This is a genomic window from Pseudomonas songnenensis (assembly GCF_003696315.1).
GTDB classification, from domain to species: domain Bacteria; phylum Pseudomonadota; class Gammaproteobacteria; order Pseudomonadales; family Pseudomonadaceae; genus Stutzerimonas; species Stutzerimonas songnenensis.
The window spans coordinates 61,738-85,256 of record NZ_RFFN01000011.1; the positions used below are offsets into that span (position 1 = coordinate 61,738).

The 23,519-nt window shown below is 62.2% G+C and carries 21 protein-coding genes, 1 tRNA gene and 1 pseudogene; 5 read left to right on the plus strand and 18 right to left on the minus strand.

The genetic code is table 11. The features are described from left to right. Nucleotides 1-18: 18 nt before the first annotated feature. The 4 genes from EA798_RS20680 to EA798_RS20570 form a co-directional block, all read right to left on the minus strand. Nucleotides 19-180 carry a hypothetical protein gene (locus EA798_RS20680; protein WP_165362610.1) on the minus strand — a complete coding sequence of 54 codons (162 nt, stop codon included), beginning with the start codon at nucleotides 178-180 and terminating at the stop codon, nucleotides 19-21. A 170-nt stretch (nucleotides 181-350) separates the two neighbouring features. Further along, entirely contained in the window at nucleotides 351-560 is a 210-nt protein-coding gene (locus tag EA798_RS20160) for a hypothetical protein (protein WP_122100087.1), read from the minus strand. Between the two features lie 224 nt (nucleotides 561-784). After that, nucleotides 785-1,546, minus strand: coding sequence for a hypothetical protein (locus EA798_RS20565; RefSeq protein WP_147456792.1), 762 nt, complete (start codon nucleotides 1,544-1,546; stop codon nucleotides 785-787). 7 nt (nucleotides 1,547-1,553) lie between these two features. Next, entirely contained in the window at nucleotides 1,554-2,366 is an 813-nt protein-coding gene (locus EA798_RS20570) for a DUF7946 domain-containing protein (RefSeq protein WP_147456793.1), read from the minus strand. A gap of 477 nt (nucleotides 2,367-2,843) precedes the next feature. On the opposite strand from EA798_RS20570, the gene EA798_RS20170 reads away from it, so the two are divergent. Then, complete coding sequence (locus tag EA798_RS20170) at nucleotides 2,844-3,137, plus strand: excalibur calcium-binding domain-containing protein (RefSeq protein ID WP_122100089.1); 294 nt, start codon at nucleotides 2,844-2,846, stop codon at nucleotides 3,135-3,137. 82 nt (nucleotides 3,138-3,219) lie between these two features. Here the strand turns inward: EA798_RS20170 and EA798_RS20175 are convergent. The 5 genes from EA798_RS20175 to otsB form a co-directional block, all read right to left on the minus strand. Beyond that, a tRNA-Met gene (locus EA798_RS20175) sits at nucleotides 3,220-3,296 on the minus strand. 148 nt (nucleotides 3,297-3,444) lie between these two features. Beyond that, nucleotides 3,445-4,344: a DMT family transporter gene (locus EA798_RS20180; RefSeq protein ID WP_122100090.1), complete on the minus strand. Its 900-nt coding sequence runs from the start codon at nucleotides 4,342-4,344 to the stop codon at nucleotides 3,445-3,447. After that, nucleotides 4,344-4,988 (minus strand): carbonate dehydratase, encoded by a 645-nt coding sequence (gene can, locus EA798_RS20185; protein ID WP_122100091.1) that lies wholly within the window; start codon nucleotides 4,986-4,988, stop codon nucleotides 4,344-4,346. The genes EA798_RS20180 and can overlap by 1 nt, the downstream gene beginning before the upstream one ends. Before the next feature lie 80 nt (nucleotides 4,989-5,068). After that, nucleotides 5,069-6,484 (minus strand): alpha,alpha-trehalose-phosphate synthase (UDP-forming), encoded by a 1,416-nt coding sequence (gene otsA, locus EA798_RS20190; RefSeq protein ID WP_122100092.1) that lies wholly within the window; start codon nucleotides 6,482-6,484, stop codon nucleotides 5,069-5,071. A 16-nt stretch (nucleotides 6,485-6,500) separates the two neighbouring features. After that, the gene (gene otsB, locus EA798_RS20195; protein WP_122100093.1) at nucleotides 6,501-7,277 is read right to left on the minus strand and encodes a trehalose-phosphatase; all 777 of its coding nucleotides are present in this window, start codon (nucleotides 7,275-7,277) and stop codon (nucleotides 6,501-6,503) included. Nucleotides 7,278-7,457: 180 nt separating this feature from the next. On the opposite strand from otsB, the gene EA798_RS20200 reads away from it, so the two are divergent. Further along, on the plus strand, nucleotides 7,458-8,000 hold the full coding sequence (locus EA798_RS20200; RefSeq protein ID WP_122100094.1) for a hypothetical protein: 543 nt from the start codon (nucleotides 7,458-7,460) through the stop codon (nucleotides 7,998-8,000). 406 nt (nucleotides 8,001-8,406) lie between these two features. On the opposite strand, the pseudogene EA798_RS21045 reads toward EA798_RS20200, so the two are convergent. The 6 genes and pseudogenes from EA798_RS21045 to EA798_RS20235 form a co-directional block, all read right to left on the minus strand. Next, nucleotides 8,407-8,490 (minus strand): annotated as a pseudogene (locus EA798_RS21045) (ribosomal protein S18-alanine N-acetyltransferase); the annotation flags it as partial. A gap of 254 nt (nucleotides 8,491-8,744) precedes the next feature. Beyond that, nucleotides 8,745-9,197, minus strand: a complete 453-nt coding sequence (gene rimI, locus EA798_RS20210; RefSeq protein WP_058064582.1) for a ribosomal protein S18-alanine N-acetyltransferase — start codon at nucleotides 9,195-9,197, stop codon at nucleotides 8,745-8,747. Nucleotides 9,198-9,206: 9 nt separating this feature from the next. Continuing rightward, nucleotides 9,207-10,016, minus strand: coding sequence for an energy transducer TonB (locus EA798_RS20215; protein WP_122100095.1), 810 nt, complete (start codon nucleotides 10,014-10,016; stop codon nucleotides 9,207-9,209). After that, on the minus strand, nucleotides 10,013-11,557 hold the full coding sequence (locus EA798_RS20220; protein ID WP_106157784.1) for a 2-isopropylmalate synthase: 1,545 nt from the start codon (nucleotides 11,555-11,557) through the stop codon (nucleotides 10,013-10,015). Before EA798_RS20220 ends, EA798_RS20215 begins: the two co-directional genes overlap by 4 nt. 363 nt (nucleotides 11,558-11,920) lie before the next feature. Continuing rightward, entirely contained in the window at nucleotides 11,921-13,162 is a 1,242-nt protein-coding gene (locus EA798_RS20230) for a saccharopine dehydrogenase family protein (RefSeq protein WP_106157783.1), read from the minus strand. A gap of 26 nt (nucleotides 13,163-13,188) precedes the next feature. After that, nucleotides 13,189-14,286: a carboxynorspermidine decarboxylase gene (locus EA798_RS20235; RefSeq protein ID WP_122100097.1), complete on the minus strand. Its 1,098-nt coding sequence runs from the start codon at nucleotides 14,284-14,286 to the stop codon at nucleotides 13,189-13,191. 309 nt (nucleotides 14,287-14,595) lie between these two features. Between EA798_RS20235 and mksB the strand changes: the two genes are divergently transcribed. The 3 genes from mksB (at nucleotide 14,596) to mksF (ending at nucleotide 19,424) form a co-directional block, all read left to right on the plus strand. After that, the gene (gene mksB / locus EA798_RS20240) at nucleotides 14,596-15,837 is read left to right on the plus strand and encodes an Mks condensin complex protein MksB (protein WP_165362612.1); all 1,242 of its coding nucleotides are present in this window, start codon (nucleotides 14,596-14,598) and stop codon (nucleotides 15,835-15,837) included. Between the two features lie 66 nt (nucleotides 15,838-15,903). Further along, the gene (gene mksE, locus EA798_RS20245; RefSeq protein WP_013983820.1) at nucleotides 15,904-16,593 is read left to right on the plus strand and encodes an Mks condensin complex protein MksE; all 690 of its coding nucleotides are present in this window, start codon (nucleotides 15,904-15,906) and stop codon (nucleotides 16,591-16,593) included. Then, entirely contained in the window at nucleotides 16,590-19,424 is a 2,835-nt protein-coding gene (gene mksF / locus EA798_RS20250) for an Mks condensin complex protein MksF (RefSeq protein WP_122100099.1), read from the plus strand. The genes mksE and mksF overlap by 4 nt, the downstream gene beginning before the upstream one ends. A 103-nt stretch (nucleotides 19,425-19,527) precedes the next feature. Here the strand turns inward: mksF and EA798_RS20255 are convergent, their stop codons facing one another. From EA798_RS20255 to EA798_RS20265, 3 genes are read right to left on the minus strand one after another with little or no spacing between them, the layout of a single operon-like run. Then, nucleotides 19,528-21,837, minus strand: coding sequence for a PqiB family protein (locus EA798_RS20255; RefSeq protein ID WP_122100100.1), 2,310 nt, complete (start codon nucleotides 21,835-21,837; stop codon nucleotides 19,528-19,530). Then, complete coding sequence (locus EA798_RS20260; protein WP_122100101.1) at nucleotides 21,830-22,453, minus strand: paraquat-inducible protein A; 624 nt, start codon at nucleotides 22,451-22,453, stop codon at nucleotides 21,830-21,832. Before EA798_RS20260 ends, EA798_RS20255 begins: the two co-directional genes overlap by 8 nt. Continuing rightward, nucleotides 22,440-23,096 carry a paraquat-inducible protein A gene (locus EA798_RS20265; RefSeq protein ID WP_106157777.1) on the minus strand — a complete coding sequence of 219 codons (657 nt, stop codon included), beginning with the start codon at nucleotides 23,094-23,096 and terminating at the stop codon, nucleotides 22,440-22,442. The genes EA798_RS20260 and EA798_RS20265 overlap by 14 nt, the downstream gene beginning before the upstream one ends. Between the last annotated feature and the right edge of the window lie 423 nt (nucleotides 23,097-23,519).

Sequence of the window (23,519 nt, forward strand, 5' to 3'; positions counted from 1 at the left end):
ATTGCTTCGCCTCTCGACTCAGCCCTGCTTCGTATTACGCCGCAGAATCTCGTTCACCCGCTCCGCGGTATACACCCGCTTCGCCTCGTCGCTCGGCTTGTGCCGAACATCGAGCATCACACCCGCACTGATTGCCAACACACAAACGATCACCGAGACCGCAGACAGCAACGTATTCATCACACGCCCTTAAGACACCAAAGAAAAACCGCTAGCGGCGGATGGCTCCCCGCGAAATGGCGCCGATTCTGCGCCGCGCTACAGGTAACGTCAACGGCAAGAGAACCCGCCACAGACCGCTGATACCGCGGCCCCCACACGAATCAGCTCGCCAGCTATCGCCCCAGCTTTCACGGCACCGCAAGCTGCAGCCCGCCCAAGGCGAACCGCGCAAACACCGCCCAACCGACGGCACTGATCAGACCCAACGCCAGATAACCCACAACAATCCCCAACGCGATCTGCTTCCACAGCCCGGCATGGGGATCACGGCTGTAAACAACCGGCTCCACGGAATGAACATCCCGCTCGGCACGAATCTCATCGAAACGGTCACGCATGGTTTACCTCGGTAAACGGAACAGCAAATAGGTGGAACGACAAAGGGCGGCTAGCTTTGGCTAGGCGCCTTTGGATGTCTAGTGGAAGGCGATTAAATGCAGCGCTGAGGATTATGAATCGCTTGTGTAGTTCCTTGCTGCGCCGCGTCGTCCCATAAATCGGGGGCGTAGTTATCTCTGGCCCTCGTTGTACCATATGTTTTCACGGAGCCGTGCGGATGTAGTCACTTCCCTTCGCTTCTGTTGAAAGAGGTCGCCGCTATCACTTTCCAGTCAGGCCCTATCTCAACCAGTTGAAAGTATGTATCTCCTAGCCCCGTTCGATTTGACATCAACAGATATTTCCCGTTGACATTTCCAATGAGCCTCCAACCACTTCCTTTTTCGTTGGCATTTTTCACCCAAGGGAGAAAGGATGGGTCATTGGCAATAGCGGCTTTGCCCCAAGAGTGCCCTAAATAAACTGGCGCCGCATATAGCCCCATCATGAGCGCACCAACGAACAGAATGGACGTCGCGCCGTTCAGTCCAACAAAAATAAATTTATACACACAATAAACCAGTAGCGCACCGGACGCGGCATACAAAAAATTTGCAATAGCGTAAGAGAAATTGTATTCAGAAAGCACTGTAGGAAGGTCAGGACTGGCGACCTGATCGCCCCCTCTCAATACAAATAAAACAATTGCTATTAAAACTAGAAAGGTCGCAATCTTAGTTTTTACCAAGACTCCCGAACCGACCATAATTACACAGGACAATATTGATAGCCCGAATAGCGCCATCGGCCCAAGCCCCGCCCTTAAAATATCTTCTCCCGAGAGAAAACTCATTACCCATTCAGCGCCTATCACCGAATAGGAATGTTTTAGCTTGAAGTACCCCGCTATATAAGCAAAGGCCGAAAGGCCAACCAAGGACGCACCCAGTTGACCAAGACGATCTAGCGCTGCGGATGAATAAAGAGCTATTCTTTCCTGAGTCATGATGCTTTCATATCATACTAGGCTCGACGCCATACACTTTGAACCTTTTTAATTCGCCTCGACCAGTGATGATTCTAGAAGCTCTTAAGATAATTTTTCCGTCTAGCCCCCTGTTCCGCTCGTCCATCGATTTTGTCAGCAAGGCTTTTTCTCCTGGGCTTACGTCATGATGAAGATCGAAGGGAAGCGTTCTATTCAATACATCAACAAAGAAGCGGCCGTATCCGCTAAGAATATTGTATTTTGTCACATTGCCGACTAAATCCTCGACATCCTCTTCATCCCGAATCGAGACATACGCCCTGGTACTATGATCTAGCCTAACGATCTCTCCAACGCGAGGTCGGGAAATCGATATCTCCATATTCTGCACGGACTGGATTGGCCTATGTAGTTCCTCCATTGAGGACTCCAATGCTATCCCCATTTCGCCTATAAATGGTTCGACTCTAGTGCTTATTCTATTCACAAACGGCGTTGTAGGCTGGTGGCTTTGCCCAACAGCCTCAGACCATGTCCACTTCAGAAAATCCCAAAATGCTGCTGCGATTACGCTCGTGCCTATAGTTGTAACTACCGGATCATTAAATGCAATAGTTACTAACTCTTCAAAACTCCCATGCCTCGGCGGGTGCAGGTATACCTTTGCGCCAGCCACCCTTTCAGCACGCTGTCTAATCTGACCATCATTTATGAATGCGTGAGTTGTAATGGAGAGCGCTCTAGCCAACCCTCTCGTTGAGACACTGGCATCATAAATATCTAGTAGGCCGTTATCAGCGGGGCCGCCAGAGTATGAAATCTTGAAGTTCAAATCCATCTGCATATCTCGATTGGTTTATTGTGAGCCTCGCGCCGACTTTGCAAGCCAACGCTTCCTTTAGTTACCTGGATGTAGCCACATTTCTTACACGAACGACTTGTTGATCTCAAGCTGGAACAAGCAATAGGCCGCTTCCGTATTATTGATCAGCCTTCAAATGACCTTATCAATCTCCATTCACTTGATTGCTCAGGAGTGAGCTGGAAGCTAACGGAACCCCCATCTTCTGTCGTCACCCTGAAGCTTTTCGCGGCGCTATTTAGTCTAGTGACCCTGCCTTTGATATCAAGATTTTGATCTTTCAACTATGTCGCCCAAGTGAAAAGGAACTCCTCTAATAAAGGGGACAGATTTATTTTCCAGCGTCCCGCCGTACCAGCCCCGAGCGTTGCGCCGTCAAAAAACCAAACGTTGCGTGCTGCCGCGCGATTATCTACTGTCCGCGCCTCTGGACAATAGCTGAAAGGACTCACGATGAAGAACCTACTGATTGCGTTACTGATCGGTGCGGCAGTTTGGCATTTTTATCTGAAGCCCGAAGCAGGGCAAAGGTCTAGCTCCACGGTTTACCCCGCATCGACAGCCCCATCTAGTGCAGCTACCAGTTTCACCAAACCAGCGCCTCGCGCTTACTCATGCGACGGGCGCACGCACTGCTCGCAGATGCGATCCTGCGAAGAAGCGACATACTTTCTTCGGAACTGCCCTGGCACGGCCATGGACGGGGATATGGATGGCGTTCCGTGCGAGCAGCAGCATTGCCGCTGAAGCGGGGCGAGTCAGGCGTGCGCTAGTCACCGAGCCAAAAACAAAAAAGGCGGTTAGCTTTCGCTAACCGCCTTTATGTGTCTGGTGGCTACACCGGGACTTGAACCTGGGACATCAGCATTATGAATGCTGCGCTCTAACCAACTGAGCTATGTAGCCAAGTGGCGCGCATTATTCTCTTGTCAGTTTGGGCTGTCAACCCTGGCCCCGCAGATTTTTTATCCTTTTCAAACGGTTAGTTACGAACGGCGGGGGCGCCTAGCCCGGGCCGCGCAGGTGGGACCGCCTAGGTCGGAGCCCTACGGGCTCAGCGGAACGACGGCCGCGTGGCCAGCAGCAAGCCGGCGAAGATCAGGGCGCCGCCGATCCAGTGGAAGGGTTGCAGGGCCTCGCCGAGCAGTAGCCAGCCGAGCAGTGCGGTGAAGACGGGCATCAGGTAGCTGGCCATGGCGGCCTTGGCGGCGCCGACGACTTTTACGCCGTGGTTCCAGGCGAGGTAGGCGATCAGCGAAGCGAACACGGCGGTGTAGCCGATGGCGCCGAGGTTGGCCGGCGTGGCGGCGAAGCCCCCTACCCGGCTCAGTTCGTACAGGTAGAACGGCAGGATCAGCGGCACGCCCAGCAGCATCAGCACGCCGAGCAGCACCAGCGGTGGCACGGTAAGGAAAACGGACCAGCGCCGCAGCAGCAGCGTGTACAGGGCCCACACCAGCACGGCCAGCAGCATGATGAGGTCGCCCGCCTTGAACGACAGGCTGGCAATGGTCTGCCAGCTGCCACGGCTGATCAGGTAGAGCAGCCCCGCCGCCGCCACGGCCATGCCGAACCAGGCGCGTCGCAGCGGCCATTCACCGAGCAGAAAACCTGCGCCGATAAAGGTCGCCAGTGGCAGGCAGGTGTTCACCAGCGTCAGGTTGATCGCTTCGGTGCTTTGCGCGGCGGTATAGAGCAGCGAGTTGTAGCTGGCGATACCGAGCGCGGCAATCACTGGCAGGCGCCAGCCGGCAGCCCGCAGGGTGGCGCGGTGCAACCAGATGCCACGGGCGACGAAGGGCAGCAGCAGCGTGGTGGCCAGCACCCAGCGCCAGAACGACAGGCTCAGCGGCGGGATCTGATCGTAAAAGGCACGTGCCACCAGCGCGTTACCGCTCCAGCAGAGCACAGCGATAAGCAGACCGGCGAACGCCGGGGCGTGACGGCTGTTCATCAGGCGTTACGCGGCGGACGCAGGCGGTATTGCGACGGCAGCTGATCGAGCCCGCTGACGGTGACGTTGAGGTTCTTCCACAGGCCATCCTTGATGCCGTAGATGCAGCCATGCACGGCCAGCGGCTGGCCGCGGTGCCAGGCGTTCTGGACGATGGTGGTGTGGCTGACGTTGGCGACCTGCTGGATGACGTTGAGCTCGCAGAGGCGGTCGACCTGCTCCTCTTCGCTGGCCAGCTTGGACAGGTGCACGCGATGCTCGTAGTAGAGGTCACGGATGCTGCGCAGCCAGCCGTCGATCAGGCCCAGCTGGTCGTCACGCATGGAGGCGCGCACGCCACCGCAGCTGTAGTGACCGGTGACGAGGATGTGTTTGACCTTGAGCACATCGACCGCGTACTGGATGACCGACAGGCAGTTGAGGTCGGTATGCAGCACGACATTGGCGACGTTGCGATGCACGAACAGGTCGCCCGGCAACAGGCCGACGATCTCGTTGGCGGGCACGCGGGCATCGGAGCAGCCGATCCACAGGTATTCCGGCGCCTGCTGCTTGGACAGTTTTTCGAAGAAGGTGGGGTCTTCTTCCTTGATGGCCTCGGCCCAGCGGGCGTTGTTCTCGAACAGCGGTTCCAGTTCGCTCATCTACGTTGTCCCTATGGTTCGGCCCCGCACCTTACGAGCCGGCCTGGCCTTTGACAAGCAAGGCCGGCTCGCGCGGGCGGTCAGTCTGGCTCGACGAGTTCTTCCGTTTCGATGACCGTGGTGCTGGGCTGGGAGACGAACGAGCGCAGGTCACGCATGAAGTTGTCGCGCCAGGCATCCAGATCGGCGGCACGTATGGCGCGCATCAGGTGCTCGTAGCGATCCTTGCGTTCGGCGAGCGGCATGCTCAGCGCGCGGTCGAGCGCTTCGGCCATACCGACGCAGTCGTACGGGTTGACGATCAGCGCGGAGGTCAGCTCGCGCGCCGCACCGGCGAATCGCGACAGCACCAGCACGCCGGGATCTTCCGGGTCCTGCGCGGCGACGTATTCCTTGGCGACCAGGTTCATGCCGTCGCGCAGCGGCGTGACGAAACCGACGTCGGCAGTGCGGAACAGGCCCATCAGCACGCGGCGGTCGTAGCTCTTGTTGAGGTAGTGCAGCGGCGTCCAGTCGAGGTCGGAAAGGCGCCCGTTGAGGTGCCCGGCCTGGCTTTCGAGCTGTTCGCGGATGTGCTGATAGGTGCGCACGTCGGAACGCGAGGTCGGCGCGATCTGCAGGAACTCGACGTTGTTGCGATGGCTCGGGTAGCGGTCGAGAAACTCTTCGTAGGCGCGGAAGCGTTCCACCAGGCCCTTGGAGTAGTCCAGGCGGTCGACCGAGATGATGGTCTGGCGCCGGGTATCGCTGGCCCTGCGCATGGGATGGGCGCGACCCTTGTAGCCTTCGGCGAGCTTCTGGATTTCGTCCGGTACCACGCCGATCGGGTAAACCCCGGCGCGGAAGTTCTGCCCGTAGGCGGTCAGGCTGCCGTCCGGCTCGATGACGCCGCGCACTTCGCGGGTGATGTAGTCCTGGAAGGCCAGGCGGTCGGTGTCGGTCTGGAAGCCGATCAGGTCATAGTAGCAGAGGGTCTTCAGCAGCTCGTTGTGCGGCGGGATCGCGGTGAGGATCTCCGGCGCGGGAAACGGGATATGCAGGAAGAAGCCGATGCGGTTGCGGATGCCCAGCTGGCGGCAGGCTTCGGCGAACGGGATCAGGTGGTAGTCGTGAATCCAGATGATGTCGTCAGGTTCAAGCAGCGGTAGGAGCTTCTCGGCCAGCATGCCGTTGACCCGCCGGTAGCCGTCGTATTCTTCGCGGCTGTAGCGCGCCAGGTCGATACGGTAGTGGAAGATCGGCCAGAGCGTGTTGTTGGAGAAGCCGCGGTAGTACTGGTCGTAGTCACGCTTGTTCAGCGGCAGCGTGACGTAGGTGATGTTGCCTACTTCCTCGGTGTTGATCGTCGGGGTCGCGCTGATCTCGCCACTCCAGCCGAACCAGATGCCACCGGCCTGGCGCAGCGCATCGTAGACACCGACGGCCAGCCCTCCGGCTGCTACCTTGCCCGGTTTGATTGGCGCCACGCGGTTGGAAACCACTACTAAACGGCTCATGGCAGTAAATCTCGCTCTAGTCGGGTTTTGTTCTGGGTTCGGCCGGCAGACCGAGTTCGTTCAGCAGCGCTTCGATCCAGCTGCCGACGGCAGCCACCGACGCCACCCGTTCGCGGGCCTCGCTGGGGCCGTCGCCGACCTTGATGGACCGGCCGCCGAGCGCGTTGACGGCGGCAAAGCCGGCTTCATCGGTGAGATCGTCGCCAAGGAACACGGGGATGCAGCCGGCAAAAGGCGGCTCCTGCATAAAGGCGCGGATCACCTCGCCCTTGCTCGCGCCGCGAGGCTTGAGTTCGAACACACACTTGCCGGGCTGCAGGGTCAGGACCTCGGCGTAACGCTGGGCGAAGTCTTCGGCGAGCGTGCGGGCCACCTCCTCCAGCTCCGGCGCCTGACGGAAATGCAGGGCAAAGGCGACGCTCTTGTTTTCCAGATGCAGGCCGGGATGCTCGCTGCAGGCCTCCTGCAACTCGCGCTGGATGCGCGCCAGCGCCTGGTTGTCGAGTGCCAGGTTGCGCAGCTCACCCGTGGCATCGCGACGCTCGGCACCGTGTACGCCAGCGGCGGGAAGCTGCAGCGGCGCCAGCAGCGCATCGAGCTGCGCGAGCGGTCGGCCGGAGATCACGGCGACCGGAATGCCGCCGGCATGCAGGCGTTCCAGGGCCGCGAGAGTGGCCGGTGGAATGAAGACGAGTTCCGGTCGGGGCTGAATCTCAGCCAGCGTTCCGTCGACATCGAAGAAGAAGGCGTAGCGCCGATCCCCTGGCGCGGGTTGGTCGTTTTGATCGTTCATGCAGAGTAGGACTCCGGATCACGCGCGGTGGTTCGTCCCCCTTTTTCACCAATACGGCCGTGCATCTGCGGCGGGAGAAGAATGGACCCGGATGTGGGATCCGGCCAGCCGGCGAGCCTGAATCTTCGCCGAGCCGCCGGGTCACAACCTGCAAGACCGATGTCCTGACAGGAGACGATCATGAGCGATCAAAAACCCTACACCCCGACGGAAATCGACGACACCGAGGACCGCATGGGCTCCATCGAACAGCTCGATTTCGATCAGCGCCGCGACGAGCGCAAGGGCCGCATCGGTGACGAAGTGCCCGGTGAGCAGGTGGCCGATGAGTTCACCGCCGAACGCGCTGCCGAGGCAGGCATGACGGCCGGCGAAGTGCCGGATGGCGAAACCACCATGGACGATATGGCACCGGAAACGCTGATCCCCGAGGATGGCGCGCGCTCGCCGAGCGAACGCGGCCATGGCGGCCCTGCGGACCAGGATCTGAGCGTGGTTTCCGAGCATGAGATCGGCGCCGACGTGGATCTCGACGAAGCCGAACTCGGCCGCTACGACCCGCTTGATGGCAAACCCTGGGACGGCCCCGCCGAAGGCGACGAAGACACCGGCCTTGGCGGCGGCGATGCGGTATTGCGCGAGGACGACAGCGTGCTGTCCGATGAAGAACTGGAAGGCGAAGCCCCACTGGATTCGGGACGAGACAAGCGGCCGGGGGAATAGCGCGAACCATTCGCCGCACTCGGCAGGCAGGAGCGACAGGGCTCGGCGCTCATAAGGCGGCCTCGGTGACTTCGTAGATGTAGGGTGGATGTCGCCTTTTACATCCACCTTGACCAGAGCACGGTGGATCGATGAAGCGTGATCCACCCTACGAGGCCGGCACAGTCAGGAGTTCGGGAACCGCGATCGTAGCGCTGACGAGCTCCGTCTCAGAGCCGGAGCTCCGCCCAGCAGCAGATCGGGCCAGTGACCGTAGGGTGGATGTCGCTTTTTACATCCACCAAGACGGGGGACGGTGGATCGATGAAGCGTGATCCAACCCTACGAGGCCGGCGACAGTCAGGAGTTCGGGAACCGCGATCGTAGCGCTGGCGAACCCAAGAGCCGGAACCTCGGCCCGCAGCGATCAATCCAGCAACGTACAGGCCATCACCAGCGCATCTTCACGGCCGTCTGCCGCCGGGTAGTAGGCCCGCCGCCGGCCAACTTCNAGGCCGGCACAGTCAGGAGTTCGGGAACCGCGATCGTAGCGCTGACGAGCTCCGTCTCAGAGCCGGAGCTCCGCCCAGCAGCAGATCGGGCCAGTGACCGTAGGGTGGATGTCGCTTTTTACATCCACCAAGACGGGGGACGGTGGATCGATGAAGCGTGATCCAACCCTACGAGGCCGGCGACAGTCAGGAGTTCGGGAACCGCGATCGTAGCGCTGGCGAACCCAAGAGCCGGAACCTCGGCCCGCAGCGATCAATCCAGCAACGTACAGGCCATCACCAGCGCATCTTCACGGCCGTCTGCCGCCGGGTAGTAGGCCCGCCGCCGGCCAACTTCGTTGAAACCATAACGCTCGTAAAGCCGATAGGCCGTGGTGTTGCTCGCACGTACTTCGAGGAAGCACTCGCGCCCGCCGCGTTCACGGGCGCGCTGCATCAGGTGCTCGAGCAGGCGCAGGCCGAGGCCGCGGCCCTGGCTCTGCGGCTTGACGGTGATATTGAGCAGGTGCGCCTCGTCGAGAATCAGGTTGATCACACCGTGACCGACCTGCTGCTCACCCTCGAACATCACCCAGCACTCGTAGGCACTCAGCGCATCGTTGAAGATGCCGCGCGTCCAGGGGTGGCTGAAGGCGGCGTATTCGATCTTCAACACGGCTTCGATGTCCGCCGCGGTCATCGGGCGGAAGCTGACTGCATCACTCATCACGCGTACTCATGAACCTATGTGCCAGCGCGGCATGCTGCGGCGCAGGGTTTTCCACAGCTCGGCCTTGGCGGCCGGCTGCTCCATCAGCTGTTCCAGGCCGGGCATCGCCAGGGCGCGACCGAGCCCTTCGACAGCCACTTCGCGATAACAGGCGTCGACATCCACTTCACCGGCGAAACGCAGCGCCGGGCGACCGATCAGCCAGATGCAGTCGCAGCCCATGTTTTCCAGCTCGGCGGCCATCACGCCCTGCACGTAATCACGCGCGGCTTCTCCACCCTGGTCGAGGCTGCCCTTGTTCAGCAGCGGCCAGCGAATCGGCTCGCCATCGCCGACCTGCTGCGGCTTGTCCGGCAGGCGTGCCGCGCGCAGCAGGTCCTTGAGCAGGATGTAGGCCGGATCGCGGCTCTGGAAGGATTCGCCGGTGGGCAGTTCCACCACCAGCAACACGTTGCCGGCGCGCATCAGCTGCAGCGAGAAACGCGGCGGTGGCTCGATGGGCTTGGCTGGCTCGGCCGTCTGTTCTTCCGCCGTGGCAGCAACCGGTTCCGGCTTCTTGGGCTCCGGCATGGCGATACGCGGGCGCGGCGCCTGCGGCGGTTCCGCTGCAGGCGCTGCGGGTGCCCGCTCCACTACCGGCGCGGCCACCGGCACTTCGGCTGGCGGCGCGACAGCAATGTCCGGCTCCGCTTCGGCCGCGACCGGCAACAGCAACTCCGGCCGCGACGGCGCAGCGAAGGGCAATTCGGTACGCGGCAGCCAGCTGGCTACCTGCATGGCGTCGAGGTAGGCGCGACGCCGGGCTTCGTTGATCAAACGCCCTCCACCTGCGGATGTGCCTTGGCGCCGACCTGCATCAGGTTCAGCGCGTTGAGATAGGCCTTGGCCGAGGCGACGACGATATCGGTATCGGCGCCGTTGCCATTGACGATGCGCCCGCCCTTCTCCAGCCGCACGGTAACTTCACCCTGGGAGTCGGTGCCCTGGGTGATGGCGTTGACCGAATAGAGCTGCAGGGTCGCACCCGACTGGGCGACCGCTTCGATAGCCTTGAACGTGGCATCCACCGGGCCGGAGCCCTGGGCTTGGGCGCTGCGCTCGGCGCCGTCGACGCTGAGCACCAGCCTGGCTTCGGGGATCGTGCCGGTCTTGCTCGCGACTTCCAGGCTGGCCAGCTTGAAATGCTCGGGCGCCTCGTCGGCCAGGGTGTCGGAGACCAGCGCCTGCAAGTCTTCGTCGAAGATTTCGTGTTTCTTGTCCGCCAGTTCCTTGAAGCGGGCGAACGCGGCGTTCAGCTCGTCGCCTTCAAGCAGGATGCCCAGCTCATCCAGGCGCGAACGGAATGCGGCGCGGCCGGAGTGCTTGCCCATGACCATCTTGTTGGCGTTCCAGCCAACCGACTGGGCGGACATGATCTCGTAGGTTTCGCGGTGCTTGAGCACACCGTCCTGATGGATGCCCGACTCGTGGGCGAAGGCGTTGGCGCCGACAATGGCCTTGTTCGGCTGCACCGGGAAGCCGGTGATGCCCGAGACCAGACGCGAGGCGGCGAGGATGTGCTCGGTTTCGATGCGGGTGTGTACGTCGAGCAGGTCCTGGCGGGTCTTGATCGCCATGACGATTTCTTCCAGCGCGGCGTTGCCGGCACGCTCGCCGAGGCCGTTGATGGTGCATTCCACCTGCCGCGCACCGGCCACCACTGCCGCAAGGGAGTTGGCCACGGCCAGGCCCAAGTCGTTGTGGCAATGCACGGAGAACACCGCCTTGTCGGCGTTGGGGATGCGCTCGAGCAGCTGGCGGATGGTGTCGGCGTACTGGTGCGGAATCGCATAGCCGACGGTGTCCGGGATGTTGATGGTGCGCGCGCCGGCATCGATGGCAGCCTCGATGATGCGGCAGAGGAAATCGATCTCCGAGCGCCCGGCATCCTCGCAGGAGAACTCCACGTCGGCGCACAGGCTGCGCGCCTTCTTCACCGCACGCACCGCCTGCTCGACCACCTGGTCCGGCTGCATGCGCAGCTTGTACTGCATGTGGATCGGGCTGGTGGCGATAAAGGTGTGGATGCGCCCGGAGTTGGCGCCGGCCAGTGCTTCGGCGGCACGCTCGATGTCGGCATCGACGGCGCGCGCCAGGCTGCACACGGTGCTGTCCTTGATGTTGTCGGCAACCAGCTTCACCGCGGCGAAGTCGCCGGGGCTGGCAATGGCGAAGCCCGCCTCGATCACGTCCACCTTCAGCCGCTCCAGCGCCCGGGCGATGCGCAGCTTTTCCTCACCGGTCATGGACGCGCCGGGGCTCTGCTCGCCGTCGCGCAGGGTGGTGTCGAAGATGATGACGCGATCATTGCTGCTCATAGGAAATCCTCACGGCTGCCGAGCGCCTCTCGGAGGGCGCTGTAGTCCATGGATTGTCGCGTGAAATCGACGAAGCGGGAAGGCGAAGCTGTGTTCGTAGGGTGGATGTCATTTTTTACATCCACCGTAAGCAGCGTAGGGTGGAAAACCGCAACGCGGTTTCCGCCAGCCCCCATTGGTGGAAAAGCCTTCGGCGTTTTCCACCCTACGCCAGAAAACACAAAGCCCGCCTTTAGGCGGGCTTTAGGCTGATCGAGCGAGCTAGAGCCATGCAAGGCAAAAACAGGCGAGGAAGCGGAGTTTACTGCTGTAAATGAGCATTCCGAGCCTGTTTTTAACGCAGCAGGGCCGACGCGCAGCCGATCAAGCCTGATCCCAGGCCCGGTCACCGTGCTCGTCCTTGATGCGAGTGGGCAGACCCATCACATCGAGCAGCTTGAGGAACGGCTGGGCCGGCAGCTCTTCGACGTTGACCATGCGCTGCGCATCCCACTCGCCACGCGCCACCAGCAGCGCGGCGGCAACCGGCGGCACGCCGGCGGTGTAGGAGATGCCCTGGCTGTCGGTCTCGGCGTAGGCCTCTTCATGGTCGGCGACGTTGTAGATGAACAGCTCGCGCGGCTGCCCGTCCTTCGTGCCCTTGACCAGATCGCCAATGCAGGTCTTGCCGGTATAGCCCGGCGCCAGCGAGGCGGGATCGGGCAGCACGGCCTTGACCACCTTGAGCGGAACCACTTCCAGGCCTTCGGCGGTGCGCACCGGCTGCTCGGAAAGCAGGCCGAGGTTCTTCAGCACGGTAAAGACGTTGATGTAATGCTCGCCGAAGCTCATCCAGAAACGGATGTTCGGCACGTCGAGGTGCTTGGAAAGCGAGTGCACCTCGTCATGACCGGTCAGGTAGAGGCTCTGTTCACCCACGACCGGCAGGTCGTCGGTGCGCTTGACCTCGAACATGCGGTTGGTCGTCCACTGGCTGTTCTGCCAGCTGTAAACCTGACCGGTGAATTCGCGGAAATTGATTTCCGGGTCGAAATTGGTGGCGAAATACTTGCCGTGAGAACCGGCGTTGACGTCGAGGATGTCGATCGACTCGATCTTGTCGAAGTATTCCTGCTGCGCCAGGGCAGCGTAAGCGTTGACCACGCCCGGGTCGAAACCGACGCCGAGGATGGCGGTGACGCCCTTCTCCTGGCACTCGGCCAGGTGTTTCCACTCGTAGTTGCCATACCACGGCGGCGTTTCGCAGATCTTGCCCGGCTCTTCGTGGATCGCGGTATCGAGATACGCGGCGCCGGTGTCGATGCAGGCGCGCAGCACGGACATGTTGAGGAAGGCAGAACCGACGTTGATGACGATCTGCGATTCGGTTTCACGAATCAGTGCCTTGGTCGCTTCCACGTCCATGGCGTCCAGCGCATAGGCCTTGATTTCGCCGGGCTGCTTGAGCCCGCCCTTGGCTTGCACGCTGTCGATGATGGCCTGGCATTTGGAGATGTTGCGCGACGCGATAGCAATACGACCGAGTTCGTCGTTGTGCTGCGCGCACTTATGGGCCACCACCTTGGCGACACCTCCTGCACCAATGATAAGAACGTTTTTCTTCAATTGTTTCACCCCCTTGTACTGCGGCCTCAGGAAAGGCTGGACAGGTAATCGTTAAAGTCGAACTCACGAACCACCTCGACGCTGCCGTCGAGCTGCTTTACCACGATGGACGGCATTTTCAGACCGTTGAACCAGTTTTTCTTGACCATGGTGTAGCCTGCCGCGTCGATGAACGACAGCCGATCGCCGATGGCCAGCGGGCGATCGAATTGGTACTCGCCGAAGATATCGCCGGCCAGACAGCTCTTTCCGCACACCATGTAGCTGTGCTCGCCGTCGTTGGGCGCCATCTTGGCATTGAGGCGGTAGATCAGCAGGTCGAGCATGTGCGCCTCGATCGAGCTGTCGACCACCGCGAGATTCTTGCCGTTGTACAGGGTGTCGAGCACCGTCACTTCCAGCGAGGCGCTCATGGTGATCGCCGCCTCGCCCGGCTCCAGGTAGACCTGCACGCCGAATTTTTCCGAGAAGGCTTTCAGCCGCGCGCAGAAGGCATCGAGCGGATAGCCTTCGCCGGTGAAGTGGATACCGCCGCCGAGGCTGACCCACTCGACCTGTTCCAGCAGGTGGCCGAAGCGCTCCTCGATGGTGGTCAGCATCTGCTCGAACAGCTCGAAGCTGGAGTTCTCGCAGTTGTTGTGGAACATGAAGCCGCTGATCTTGCCGATCACCGCCTCGATCTTCGCCGGATCATGCTCGCCCAGGCGGCTGAACGGCCGCGCCGGGTCGGCGAGCAGGTAGTCCGAACTGCTGACCTGCGGATTGACGCGCAGACCGCGGATGGTGCCGGAGGTCGGAGCCTCGAAGCGCTCCAGCTGGCCGATGGAGTTGAAGATGATCTTGTCGCAGTTGGCGACCATCTCTTCGATCTCGTCGTCGGCCCAGGCAACGCTGTAGGCGTGAGTCTCGCCGGCGAACTTCTGCCGGCCGAGCTTGAGCTCGTACAGCGACGACGAGGTGGTGCCGTCCATGTACTGCTGCATCAGGTCGAACACCGACCAGGTGGCGAAGCACTTGAGCGCCAGCAGCGCCTTGGCGCCGGACTGTTCGCGCACGTAGGCGATCTTCTCCAGATTGCCCAGGAGCTTCTGCTTGTCGATGAGGTAATACGGCGTCTTGATCATGTCTACATGCCCCCAGGTAGTTCGCCCGGCGGGAGCCGGCAGCTCCCCGTTTGCAAAAGCCGCGAATTGTGCCGATTACCGACGCATATCGGAATAGTTTTTCAACACTTCGTCATCATTCAGGACATCCGGTCGCGTCACTGTCGGCGGCTAACGCCGATGGCAGACAGCCTAGCCCAGGTGCGATGACGTTCGGGTGAATTACCCGCCTGACGTCACGTAGTGCGGTTTCCAGTCGCCGGGCGGGCCTTCACCCGAGGCTCAATGCAGTACAATTCGCGCTTTTTCACTGGCTGGACTGGCGCCACGATGATCGAACCCAAGCGCGTACTGCGTGCCCTCGCCGAACACTGGACGTTGCTCGAGCCGCTGTGCGAGCGTTTCGACGCCGGCACCTTGAGCCTGGTCGAACTTCGTCATCAGTTGGCCGCGCAACTGCCCGAAGGCACGCCCACCGATATCACCGCCCTGCTCGACCAGTGGATCCGCCTGGACATCCTGGTGCCGGTGGCCAAGAGCCCCAACCGCTTCGAGCTGAACGCGCAGATCCACGACTTCCTCGCCTACCTGCGCCGCGAGCACCGCCTCGGCCTGTGCCTGGAGATCGAAGCCTACCTGCGCCACCTGGAGCGCCTGGCCGGGCATATCCTTGATGCCTTCGAGATTCGCGACGGCAACGATCTCGCGCGCCAGCTGCGCCTGCTCGACATGCGCGTGCGCGATGTACTGAAGAAGCTTGATAACGACGAACAGGCCCTGGTCGCCGTGGCCGACCGGGCCAAGACCAGCGACCGCCAGATCCCGCTGCGCCAGCGCTATGCCGAGGTGCTGGCGACCTGGGACGAATACGTCGAGCCAATGATCCAGCTGGTCTCCGCCGATGGCGCCTTCGAGCAGGGCGTGCACCGCGTCGAGCAGGTGCTGATGAAGCTGCTCGGCGAACAGCAACGCCTTGGCCAGCTGGTGGACGACGACCTCCTGCTGCGCACCCACGCGCGCATCCTCGAAATGCAGACCACCGCCCAGCTGACCCTGCGCAAGGCCCGCGAACTGCTGCTGCCGCTGCGCGAGGAAGCGCGCCGGCACAACGCCGTGACCCGCGGCGCAGCACTGGCGCTGTCGGCGATCCGCAAGAAGGGCCTGGACGCCGTACCACAGGCCTCGCTGCCGCTGTTCACCCGTCCGCAGAGTACCTTTCTCGGCACTGCCAGCCAGGTCGAGGCCTACGTCTACGCCCTGGCCCGCTTCGAGCCGAAGCCGGCGCAGTTCCCGCGGGCCAGCGGCAAGCGCAAGGGCGAGCAGCCGCGCGCACCGCGCACCGCACGGGAGATGATCGAGCGTTGCCAGCAGGCACTGCCGCTGCCGGACCTGATGGCCTGGCTGCTGGAACAGGAACCCGAGGGCGCCACCGACGAGCTGCTCTACTGGTTTTCGCGCCTGTCCCGCGACGCCCGCTTCCAGCGCGACCGCCTGGAGCGCCGCGAATACCTGACCCGCGAGCACCGCGTCAGCCTCAGCTCCTTTGCGCTGGTGGCCAATGCCAATGGCTGATCCCTACGTAGGGTGGACAACACGCAGCTTGTCCACCATCACCCCGACGATATCCGAGCGACCTGAATGAACATCGACCTCAAGGAAATGACCCAGCTGGCGCCGATCTTCCGCGAGCTGTTCAAGGGCTATCACCTGTCGCGCAGCGAGCCGGAGCCCTACGCGCAGCTGTCGAACATGCAGGACCAGTACCGCGCACTGTTCAAGGCGCTCGGCTTCGAGCTGGTCTGCGATCCGCGCGGTTTCTACTATTTCGTCCCCGAGCAGATGGGCGCGCAGGTGAACAAGACCGCCCAGCGCCTGGCGCTGTTCACCTTCATCCTCGTCGAGCACCTGGCCGACCAGGGTCGCGATCCGCTGGCCGTGCTCGACGGTGGCAGCCTTGGCCGCGATGAACTGCCGGCGCTGCTGGACAAGTACCGCGACCTGTTCCTGCAGGCCGAAGTCACCACCCAGGAAGAGCTGGAAGAGAAGGTCATCCGCCGCCTGACGCAGCTGGGCTTCGCCGAGGACAGCAATGGCGTCTACCGCTTCCTGCCGCCGATGCACCGCTTCCTCGACGTCTGCCTGTCGGTGCAGCAGGACCGCGACCTGGCCGCCAGCCTGCACAGCAGCGACCTGCCGCTACCGGCCCCGGAGCTGATCGCCGAGGACGAGGGCGAAGACGACATCATCCTCATCGAGGAAGCGGCCGAAGAATCGGAAGAAGATGCCCTGGCGCGCGCCATCGCCGAAGAAAAGGAGCTTGAAGCATGAGCCAGGAACGCTACGGCATCCGCCGCTTCGCCCTGCTGAACACCGCCGGCTACAGTCTCGGCATCTTTCCGCTGGAGAACCCGCTGTCGGTCTACGGCGCCAACAACCTCGGCAAGTCCGCGTCGATCAACGCGCTGCAGTTCCCGATCCTGGCGCGCATGTCGGACATGAGCTTCGGCAAGTACAGCCTCGAGCAGTCGCGCAAGTTCTACTTCGCTTCGGACACCAGCTACATCCTTGTCGAAGTCATGCTGCCCCACGGCCCGCATGTGATCGGCGTGGCCGGCCGCGGGCCGGGCGGCGGCTTCGGTCATCAGTTCTTCGTTTATCAGGGCTCGCTGGATCTGGACCATTACCAGCAGAACGGCACCTGCCTGCGCCAGCGCGAGCTGTTCGCCAACCTCGAACGCGCCGGCATCAAGGCCTACGAGGCCAAGCCGGACGAGCTGCGCCGGCTGCTGGTCGGCGGGCATACCTCGATCCCGCTGGACATGACGCTGATCCCGCTGCGCTCGACCAGCGAGCAGAGCCTGAAGACCTTCCGCGCGCTGTTTATCAACCTGCTGCATATGCGCGAGATCACGGCGGCCAAACTGAAGCAGCTGTTCCTCGATGCCTTCGAGCACAGCCTGCGCTCGGGCAGCGTCGACTACATCGCCGCCACCGAAGAAGCCTTCCGCGACGTGCGCCGCATGGAGCAGGACTACCAGGCGCTGGTCGCCGCCGGCCCGCTGGTCGAGGCGCTGGCTGCCGGTGTCGGCCAGCGCGAGCTGCTGCGCGGCAAGCTGCATCGCCTGTCGCCGCTGCTCGATAACCTGCTCGGCACTTGGCACGACTACGCCGATGCACGCAAGGAAGAGCTGGTGATCCAGGCCGAGCACTATCGCCGCGAGCAGGACGGCCTGCAGAACGAACAGCGCGGCTCGACCGGCGAGCTGATGCGCCTGGAGCGCGAGATCAGCGAAGCCCAGCGCTGGCTCGGCGAGCTGGCGGTGCTGAAGAACCGTTTCGCCCTGGTCGAAGACGCCCATGTGCTGGAGCAGCAGCTGCTCGCCGCCAAGGACGCCCACGACGAGCTGGCCGGTGCGCTGGCGCAGTCCCGCCAGTTCTCCAGCGAGGACCTGGACGAGCGCCTGCGTGATCTGGAAAAACGCCTGAAGTCGGTCCGGCAGCAGCTCGACCATGCCGACAACAACAGCTACTCGCGTTTGCGCGAGGAGTTCTCCCAGGCCGATGTGGATCGCCTGATGCGCCTGTTCAACGGCCAGCTGTTCAGCCTGCCGCTGGGTGAAAAAGGCATCAGCGCCGAGGGTGACGACTGGGTCAAGGCCGTGGAAGCGGTGCTGGACCGCTTCAAGGGCGACACCTTCTCGGTACCGGGCCTGTCCATCGACCTCTCGCATATCGAGCCACCGGCGCTGCAGGCTCTGGCCGACCGTGCCGCCCTGCGCGACCAGAAGGATCGCCTGGAGCGCGAACTCAAGCAGCTCAAGACCCAGCATGCGGTGGCCGTCGACCGCGCCGCGAGCAAGGCCCAGGCCGAGGCGCTGTATCAGGCCGTACTCGATGCGCAGAAAGCGCTGGAAGACTTCCGCCGCAGCCAGACCCTGGCCGCCGAGGAGTCGGCCAAGCTGGAACAGCTGGCCCAGGCCGAAGCCGCCCAGGAAGAACTCAAGCGCACCAGTGACGCCTTCGCCGAGCGCGTGCAGCACCTGTCAGCCAAGCTGCAGCTGGTCGGCCGTCAGCTAGCCGATCTGGAAGCCAAGGAGCGCACGCTGGAAGACGCCCTACGTCGTCGCCAGCTGCTGCCGGCCAACCTGCCGTTCGGCACGCCGTTCATGGACCCGGTGGACGACTCGCTGGACAACCTGCTGCCGCTGCTCAACGACTACCAGGACAGCTGGCAGGCGCTGCAGCGCGTCGATGGCCAGATCGAGGCGCTGTATGCCCAGGTGCGCCTGAAGGGCGTGGCCAAGTTCGACAGCGAGGAAGATCCCGAGCGCCGCCTGCAGCTCTTGGTCAACGCCTACGCGCATCGCCAGGACGAGGCGTTGACCCTGGCCAAGGCGCGCCGTGCCGCGGTCACCGACATCGCCCGGACGCTGCGCAACATCCGCAGCGACTACGAGAGCCTGGAACACCAGCTGGCGCTGTTCAACCGCGAGATCAACAAACGCCAGGTTTCCAACCTGGCGAGCTTCCGCATCGTGCTGGCGCCGAACAAGGATGCGCTCAAGCACATCGACCAGATCATCCACAGCGCCGGACAGTACGAGGAAGGCGAGACGCTGTCGGTGTTCGATCTGTCCCAGTCCTCCGAACAGGACGCGAAGAACGAGGAAGCCAAGGAGTACCTGGCGCGGTTGGTGGCGGCGAACAACAACCAGCTGGGCCTGAAGGACCTGTTCGAGCTGGCGTTCGAGATCACCAAGGTCGGCGGGCAGCCGGTGATCCACACCGACATCGACGGTGCGGCGTCCAACGGCACCACCATGACCATCAAGGCGCTGACCAACATGTACCTGTTGCTGCACCTGATGGACCGCGAGCAGGCCGGGCGCATCCGCCTGCCCTATTACCTCGACGAGGCGGCGGACATCGACGAGCGCAACCAGCAGGCGCTGATCGAAACCAGCCTGCAGCTGGGCTTCGTGCCAATCCTCGCCTCGGTGAAACCCCAGGTCTCGGCCCACGTGGCCATCGACCTGGAAGGCGGCAGCGGACCAGCCGGCATCTACATCGACGAGGCGGACTGGAAATACATCAGCCGCCGCGAACCGGTCGCCAGCGAGCACACTGCTTCAGCCCAACGGACCGAAGAACCGGCCTGATCTCCCTGCAACGAAAAAGGGCCCCGCGGGGCCCTTTTTCACATACATCCGGCGGTCACCGTAGGGTAAACCTCAGCCCACCAATAACGTCCCGGATCGATCGTCACTTGCCACTGGCCGCTCGCCCCAGTTCGATCTTCGGCGCCCAGTCAAACCACTCCTCCTGGGGCTCCTTGAACAAGGCAAAGGTCTGTCCCGGCCGAGCGCGCTGCCCCATGCGTTCGCCATCAGGCGTGGCAAAGGCAACGCCGCCCTCGATCAGCGACTCCAGCGAATCGGTACGCAAGCTGGCGCCCTTGAACAGGCTGAAGTCGACACCGAAGCCACTGGTTTCCCAGAAGCGGCTGCCGGTGTGCACCAGTGCGGCGTAACGCGGCTCGATGAGTACGCGGATCAGCACACGGTCGGCAGTCTGACCGAGCTCGTAACCGGTCACCTCACCGACCTTCACCTCGCGATAGGTCACCGCATTGCCCGGCTTGATCGAGCCCAGGCGCGCCGCGCTGAGGACCAGGGCGAGTCCTTCGCCAGCCTTCTGCGGCTCACGCTCCTGCCCCACGAAACGCGCCTGAGCGGCCGCACCCGGTTTGCCGGGAGCAACCTCAAGATAAGGACCACTGACCAGCGTATCCAGATTCGCGGTGCGCATGATGCCCAGCTCGGGCCGTACGACCCAGAACTGCGTGCCCGCACGAGCGATGCGGGACTCTGCGGCGGTAATCCGAGCACGCAGCACGACGTGCCCGAGGTCATCGCTCAGCGTCACGCTATCCACTTCGCCGACCTCCAGCCCCTTGTAGCGAATCGGTGTCCCGGCACCGAGACCGTCGCCGCGCTCCAGGCGAATCTCAACCGCGGTGCCGCGTCGTATGGCGCTATCCCTGTCCTTGTGCAATTCGAATCGGGGCACCTTTCTCGTGGCCGCTGCGTGGGGATCCGGCGTCTCGAATGCAATGCCGCCGGCCAGCAGGCTCTGCAGCGATTCGCTGCGCACTTCGATACCGGAGAGCCCGCCGGTCAGGGAGATGCCACTGGCATTCCAGAACCGGCTCGAGGTGTTCACCAGATCCGCGTACGGCTGTTCGATATGCACACCCACCACGACCCGCTGCTGGTCCCGTGAAAACTGGTAGCTCTGCACGGAGCCAACCCGTACCTGGCGATACAGGACCGGGCTGCCGACATCCAGCGAGCCGAGATTGTCGGCGGTCAACACAAGGTGAAGACCGGGCGAACGAATATCCAGCGGCGGCGCCTTGGCGCGCGCGACGAAATCGCGCCGGGGTTCCGCTCCTTTCTCGCCAGGGCGAACCGAAATGTAATTGCCGCGCACCAGAGCCTCGAGTCCGGAAATTCCGGCCACCGAAACCGATGGCTTGACCACCCAGAACTGCGTGTCCTCGACCAGATAGTCCTCGAACAGCGGATCGATGGAGAGTTCGGCCTGCGCACCACTGAGGTCCGAATCAATATCCAGCTTCTTCAGCAAACCGACCTGCATGCCCTTGTAGATGACCGGTGTGCGACCGGCCTGCAGCCCATCGAAATCCTGCAGCGATACGAGCGTCTTGATACCGGCCTGAGCGGCATCGAAATCCTCGTAAAGGCGGAACGGAATGCTCGGGTCGGTCGCAGGGCTGTCCTTGCGGTGCGCTGGCGTGGCAAAGGCAATCCCGCCGGCCACGATGCTGGCCAGCGACTCCGTACGAAACTTCACTCCGGTCAAGCCGGCATCCACGGTGACGCCGCTGGCGTTCCAGAATCGCGTGTGTTTGCGCACCAGATGCGCGTACTCCGGCTGGATATACAGCTGCACCTCGACCGTGCTGTCATCCTCAGCCAGTACGTAGTTCTTCACCTGCCCAACCTGGATCTGCCGGTAGAACACCGGGCTGCCGCGATTCAACGAGCCGAGCCGCTCGGCCTTGAGCGTCAAGTGCAGGCCGATGCGGCTGTCGGACATCGGCGGTTCTTCTGCCAGCGCGACGAAACGCTTGGTCGGCTCGCCATCGGCAGGGCTCATGCCGATGTAGTTGCCCGACACCAGCGTCTCCAGCCCGGTGATCCCGGCCAGGGTGACGCTGGGCTTGACCAGCCAGAAGCGCGTGCCGCTGCGCAGATAGCCGTCGACATCCTTGTTCATCTCGATATCGGCGACCACGACCTGCCGGCGGTCGTCATCTTCCAGCCGCAGATCGCGCACGACACCGATCGTCATGCCTTTGTAGAGCACCGACGTCTTGCCGATCTCGATCCCCTCGGCACTCTCGAAGACCACCTCGATGTGGATGCCTCGCTCGCTATAGGCCTGCCAGGCGAGCCACGCCCCGATCGCAAGAGCGATCAGGGGCAGGATCCAGATGGCCGACCAGCTGGAGGCAGGACGGGTATTGGCTTGTGGCAGGTCAGTCATGCTTGTTCCCGGATTCCGTGTTATCCCAGATCAGACGAGGATCGAATGTGATCGCAGCCAGCATGGTCAGGATCACCACACTGGCGAAGGCTATTGCGCCGAAGCCGGCTTCGACACTGGCCAGGCTGCCGAAATTGACGATTGCCACCAGAATGGCAATGACGAAGATATCGAGCATGGACCAGCGTCCGATCCACTCGATAAAGCGAAAAACCAGGATCCGCTGGCGCGGTGACATCGGATGGTGGCGCTGTACCGAAAACAGCAACATCGCGATCCCTACCAGCTTGAAGGTCGGCACCAGAATGCTGGCGATGAAAACCACGGCCGCGATCGGGAACATGCCATGCTTGGCCAGGGTCACCACGCCGGACATGATCGTGTCCGGCGTGCCGCTGCCGAGCATACGTACCGTCATGATCGGCAGCAGGTTCGCAGGCAGGTAGAGCAGCGCTGCAGTGATCAACAATGCCCAGGTTCGAACGATGCTATTGGGCCTGCGCATATGCACGCGAGCGCCACAGCGGGTGCAGCGCTGATGTCGCTGGCCGGCGTCGGTCCGATTAAGCTGGTGACACTCGTGGCAAATCATCAGTCCGGCATCAGCGGCGCGCATCGCGACGCTCCGATAAGGCTTCCCAAACCTGGTGCGGTGACATCACCAACTCCAGCCATACCTGAACGACCAGCAGACCGGCAAAGCACGCCAGCCCGATACCCAGGCTGAGCTCGGCCATATCCCTGAGCTTGATGATCGATACCAGGATGCCGAGCAGATAGACCTCCAGCATTCCCCATTCGCGTAGATGGTGATACGTCCGATAAAGCGCCACGCCCAATGGCTTTGCTCGATCGACAGCAATGCACAACAGCACGGCAAGCTGACACAGCAGCTTCAGCAATGGCACCGCCATGCTGCAAAGAAATACCACTACGGCAATGCCTTGCATGCCGCTGTTATAGAGGCTCAGCACACCACTCCAGACGGTGTCCTGGGTGACCCTTCCCAGCAGATTCAATTGCATGATGGGAAGAAAATTGGCCGGAAAGTACAGCAGCAACGCGGCAAGCACCAGGGCGAGGCCGGGCCCGACGATGCGATGGCGCAAGCGAAACAGCTCACAACCGCAACGCGGGCACTCGGCGACCTCACCGAGATTGAGCGTCGGCTTGAGCATCAGCAGGTCACATTCAGGACAAGCAGCCAGCTGCTCGAGCGGAACCTCCTCAAGCCCTGGCGTAGCAGCCGATTCCGGCATGGCAAATATCCGAGCAAAGTGCTCATTCTAAACGAGCGATAGATGTCGCTGTGAGCGGTTAGTCGAGCAGGTCGACCATACAGCCGAAGCTGCCAATTACCCTTATTTTCGAAGGGCTCCAGCTCTGGTCACTGTGCAATGCACGACGCCCTCCCTAGATCGCCGTAGAAGTAAGGCGCTGTGGCCGATTTGCAAAGAGCAGTCATACACTGGCAGAAACCTCCGACACCATCCTGGCGCTATCTGAACGAATAGCTCCGGCCTGGGTGCAGGCCGCACACGGCCCTTCGGCTTGGACACTGATTACTCCTGACCCACCCCGACCCTTCGACTCGCCGGCTCTCAAGCGCCACATGCCCGATGCGTTTCGTACGAACCCACCCTCAAGCGCCTACTGTGATTTTCTTGAGCGCAAAAGCAAAC

What these genes read in the sequence shown, in the direction of transcription:
- EA798_RS20680 (WP_165362610.1), bottom strand. Translation starts at nt 180, where the DNA reads ATGAATACGTTGCTGTCTGCGGTCTCGGTGATCGTTTGTGTGTTGGCA.
- EA798_RS20160 (WP_122100087.1), bottom strand. Translation starts at nt 560, where the DNA reads ATGCGTGACCGTTTCGATGAGATTCGTGCCGAGCGGGATGTTCATTCC.
- EA798_RS20565 (WP_147456792.1), bottom strand. Translation starts at nt 1,546, where the DNA reads ATGACTCAGGAAAGAATAGCTCTTTATTCATCCGCAGCGCTAGATCGT.
- EA798_RS20570 (WP_147456793.1), bottom strand. Translation starts at nt 2,366, where the DNA reads ATGGATTTGAACTTCAAGATTTCATACTCTGGCGGCCCCGCTGATAAC.
- EA798_RS20170 (WP_122100089.1), top strand. Translation starts at nt 2,844, where the DNA reads ATGAAGAACCTACTGATTGCGTTACTGATCGGTGCGGCAGTTTGGCAT.
- EA798_RS20180 (WP_122100090.1), bottom strand. Translation starts at nt 4,344, where the DNA reads ATGAACAGCCGTCACGCCCCGGCGTTCGCCGGTCTGCTTATCGCTGTG.
- can (WP_122100091.1), bottom strand. Translation starts at nt 4,988, where the DNA reads ATGAGCGAACTGGAACCGCTGTTCGAGAACAACGCCCGCTGGGCCGAG.
- otsA (WP_122100092.1), bottom strand. Translation starts at nt 6,484, where the DNA reads ATGAGCCGTTTAGTAGTGGTTTCCAACCGCGTGGCGCCAATCAAACCG.
- otsB (WP_122100093.1), bottom strand. Translation starts at nt 7,277, where the DNA reads ATGAACGATCAAAACGACCAACCCGCGCCAGGGGATCGGCGCTACGCC.
- EA798_RS20200 (WP_122100094.1), top strand. Translation starts at nt 7,458, where the DNA reads ATGAGCGATCAAAAACCCTACACCCCGACGGAAATCGACGACACCGAG.
- rimI (WP_058064582.1), bottom strand. Translation starts at nt 9,197, where the DNA reads ATGAGTGATGCAGTCAGCTTCCGCCCGATGACCGCGGCGGACATCGAA.
- EA798_RS20220 (WP_106157784.1), bottom strand. Translation starts at nt 11,557, where the DNA reads ATGAGCAGCAATGATCGCGTCATCATCTTCGACACCACCCTGCGCGAC.
- EA798_RS20235 (WP_122100097.1), bottom strand. Translation starts at nt 14,286, where the DNA reads ATGATCAAGACGCCGTATTACCTCATCGACAAGCAGAAGCTCCTGGGC.
- mksB (WP_165362612.1), top strand. Translation starts at nt 14,596, where the DNA reads ATGATCGAACCCAAGCGCGTACTGCGTGCCCTCGCCGAACACTGGACG.
- mksE (WP_013983820.1), top strand. Translation starts at nt 15,904, where the DNA reads ATGAACATCGACCTCAAGGAAATGACCCAGCTGGCGCCGATCTTCCGC.
- mksF (WP_122100099.1), top strand. Translation starts at nt 16,590, where the DNA reads ATGAGCCAGGAACGCTACGGCATCCGCCGCTTCGCCCTGCTGAACACC.
- EA798_RS20255 (WP_122100100.1), bottom strand. Translation starts at nt 21,837, where the DNA reads ATGACTGACCTGCCACAAGCCAATACCCGTCCTGCCTCCAGCTGGTCG.
- EA798_RS20260 (WP_122100101.1), bottom strand. Translation starts at nt 22,453, where the DNA reads ATGCGCGCCGCTGATGCCGGACTGATGATTTGCCACGAGTGTCACCAG.
- EA798_RS20265 (WP_106157777.1), bottom strand. Translation starts at nt 23,096, where the DNA reads ATGCCGGAATCGGCTGCTACGCCAGGGCTTGAGGAGGTTCCGCTCGAG.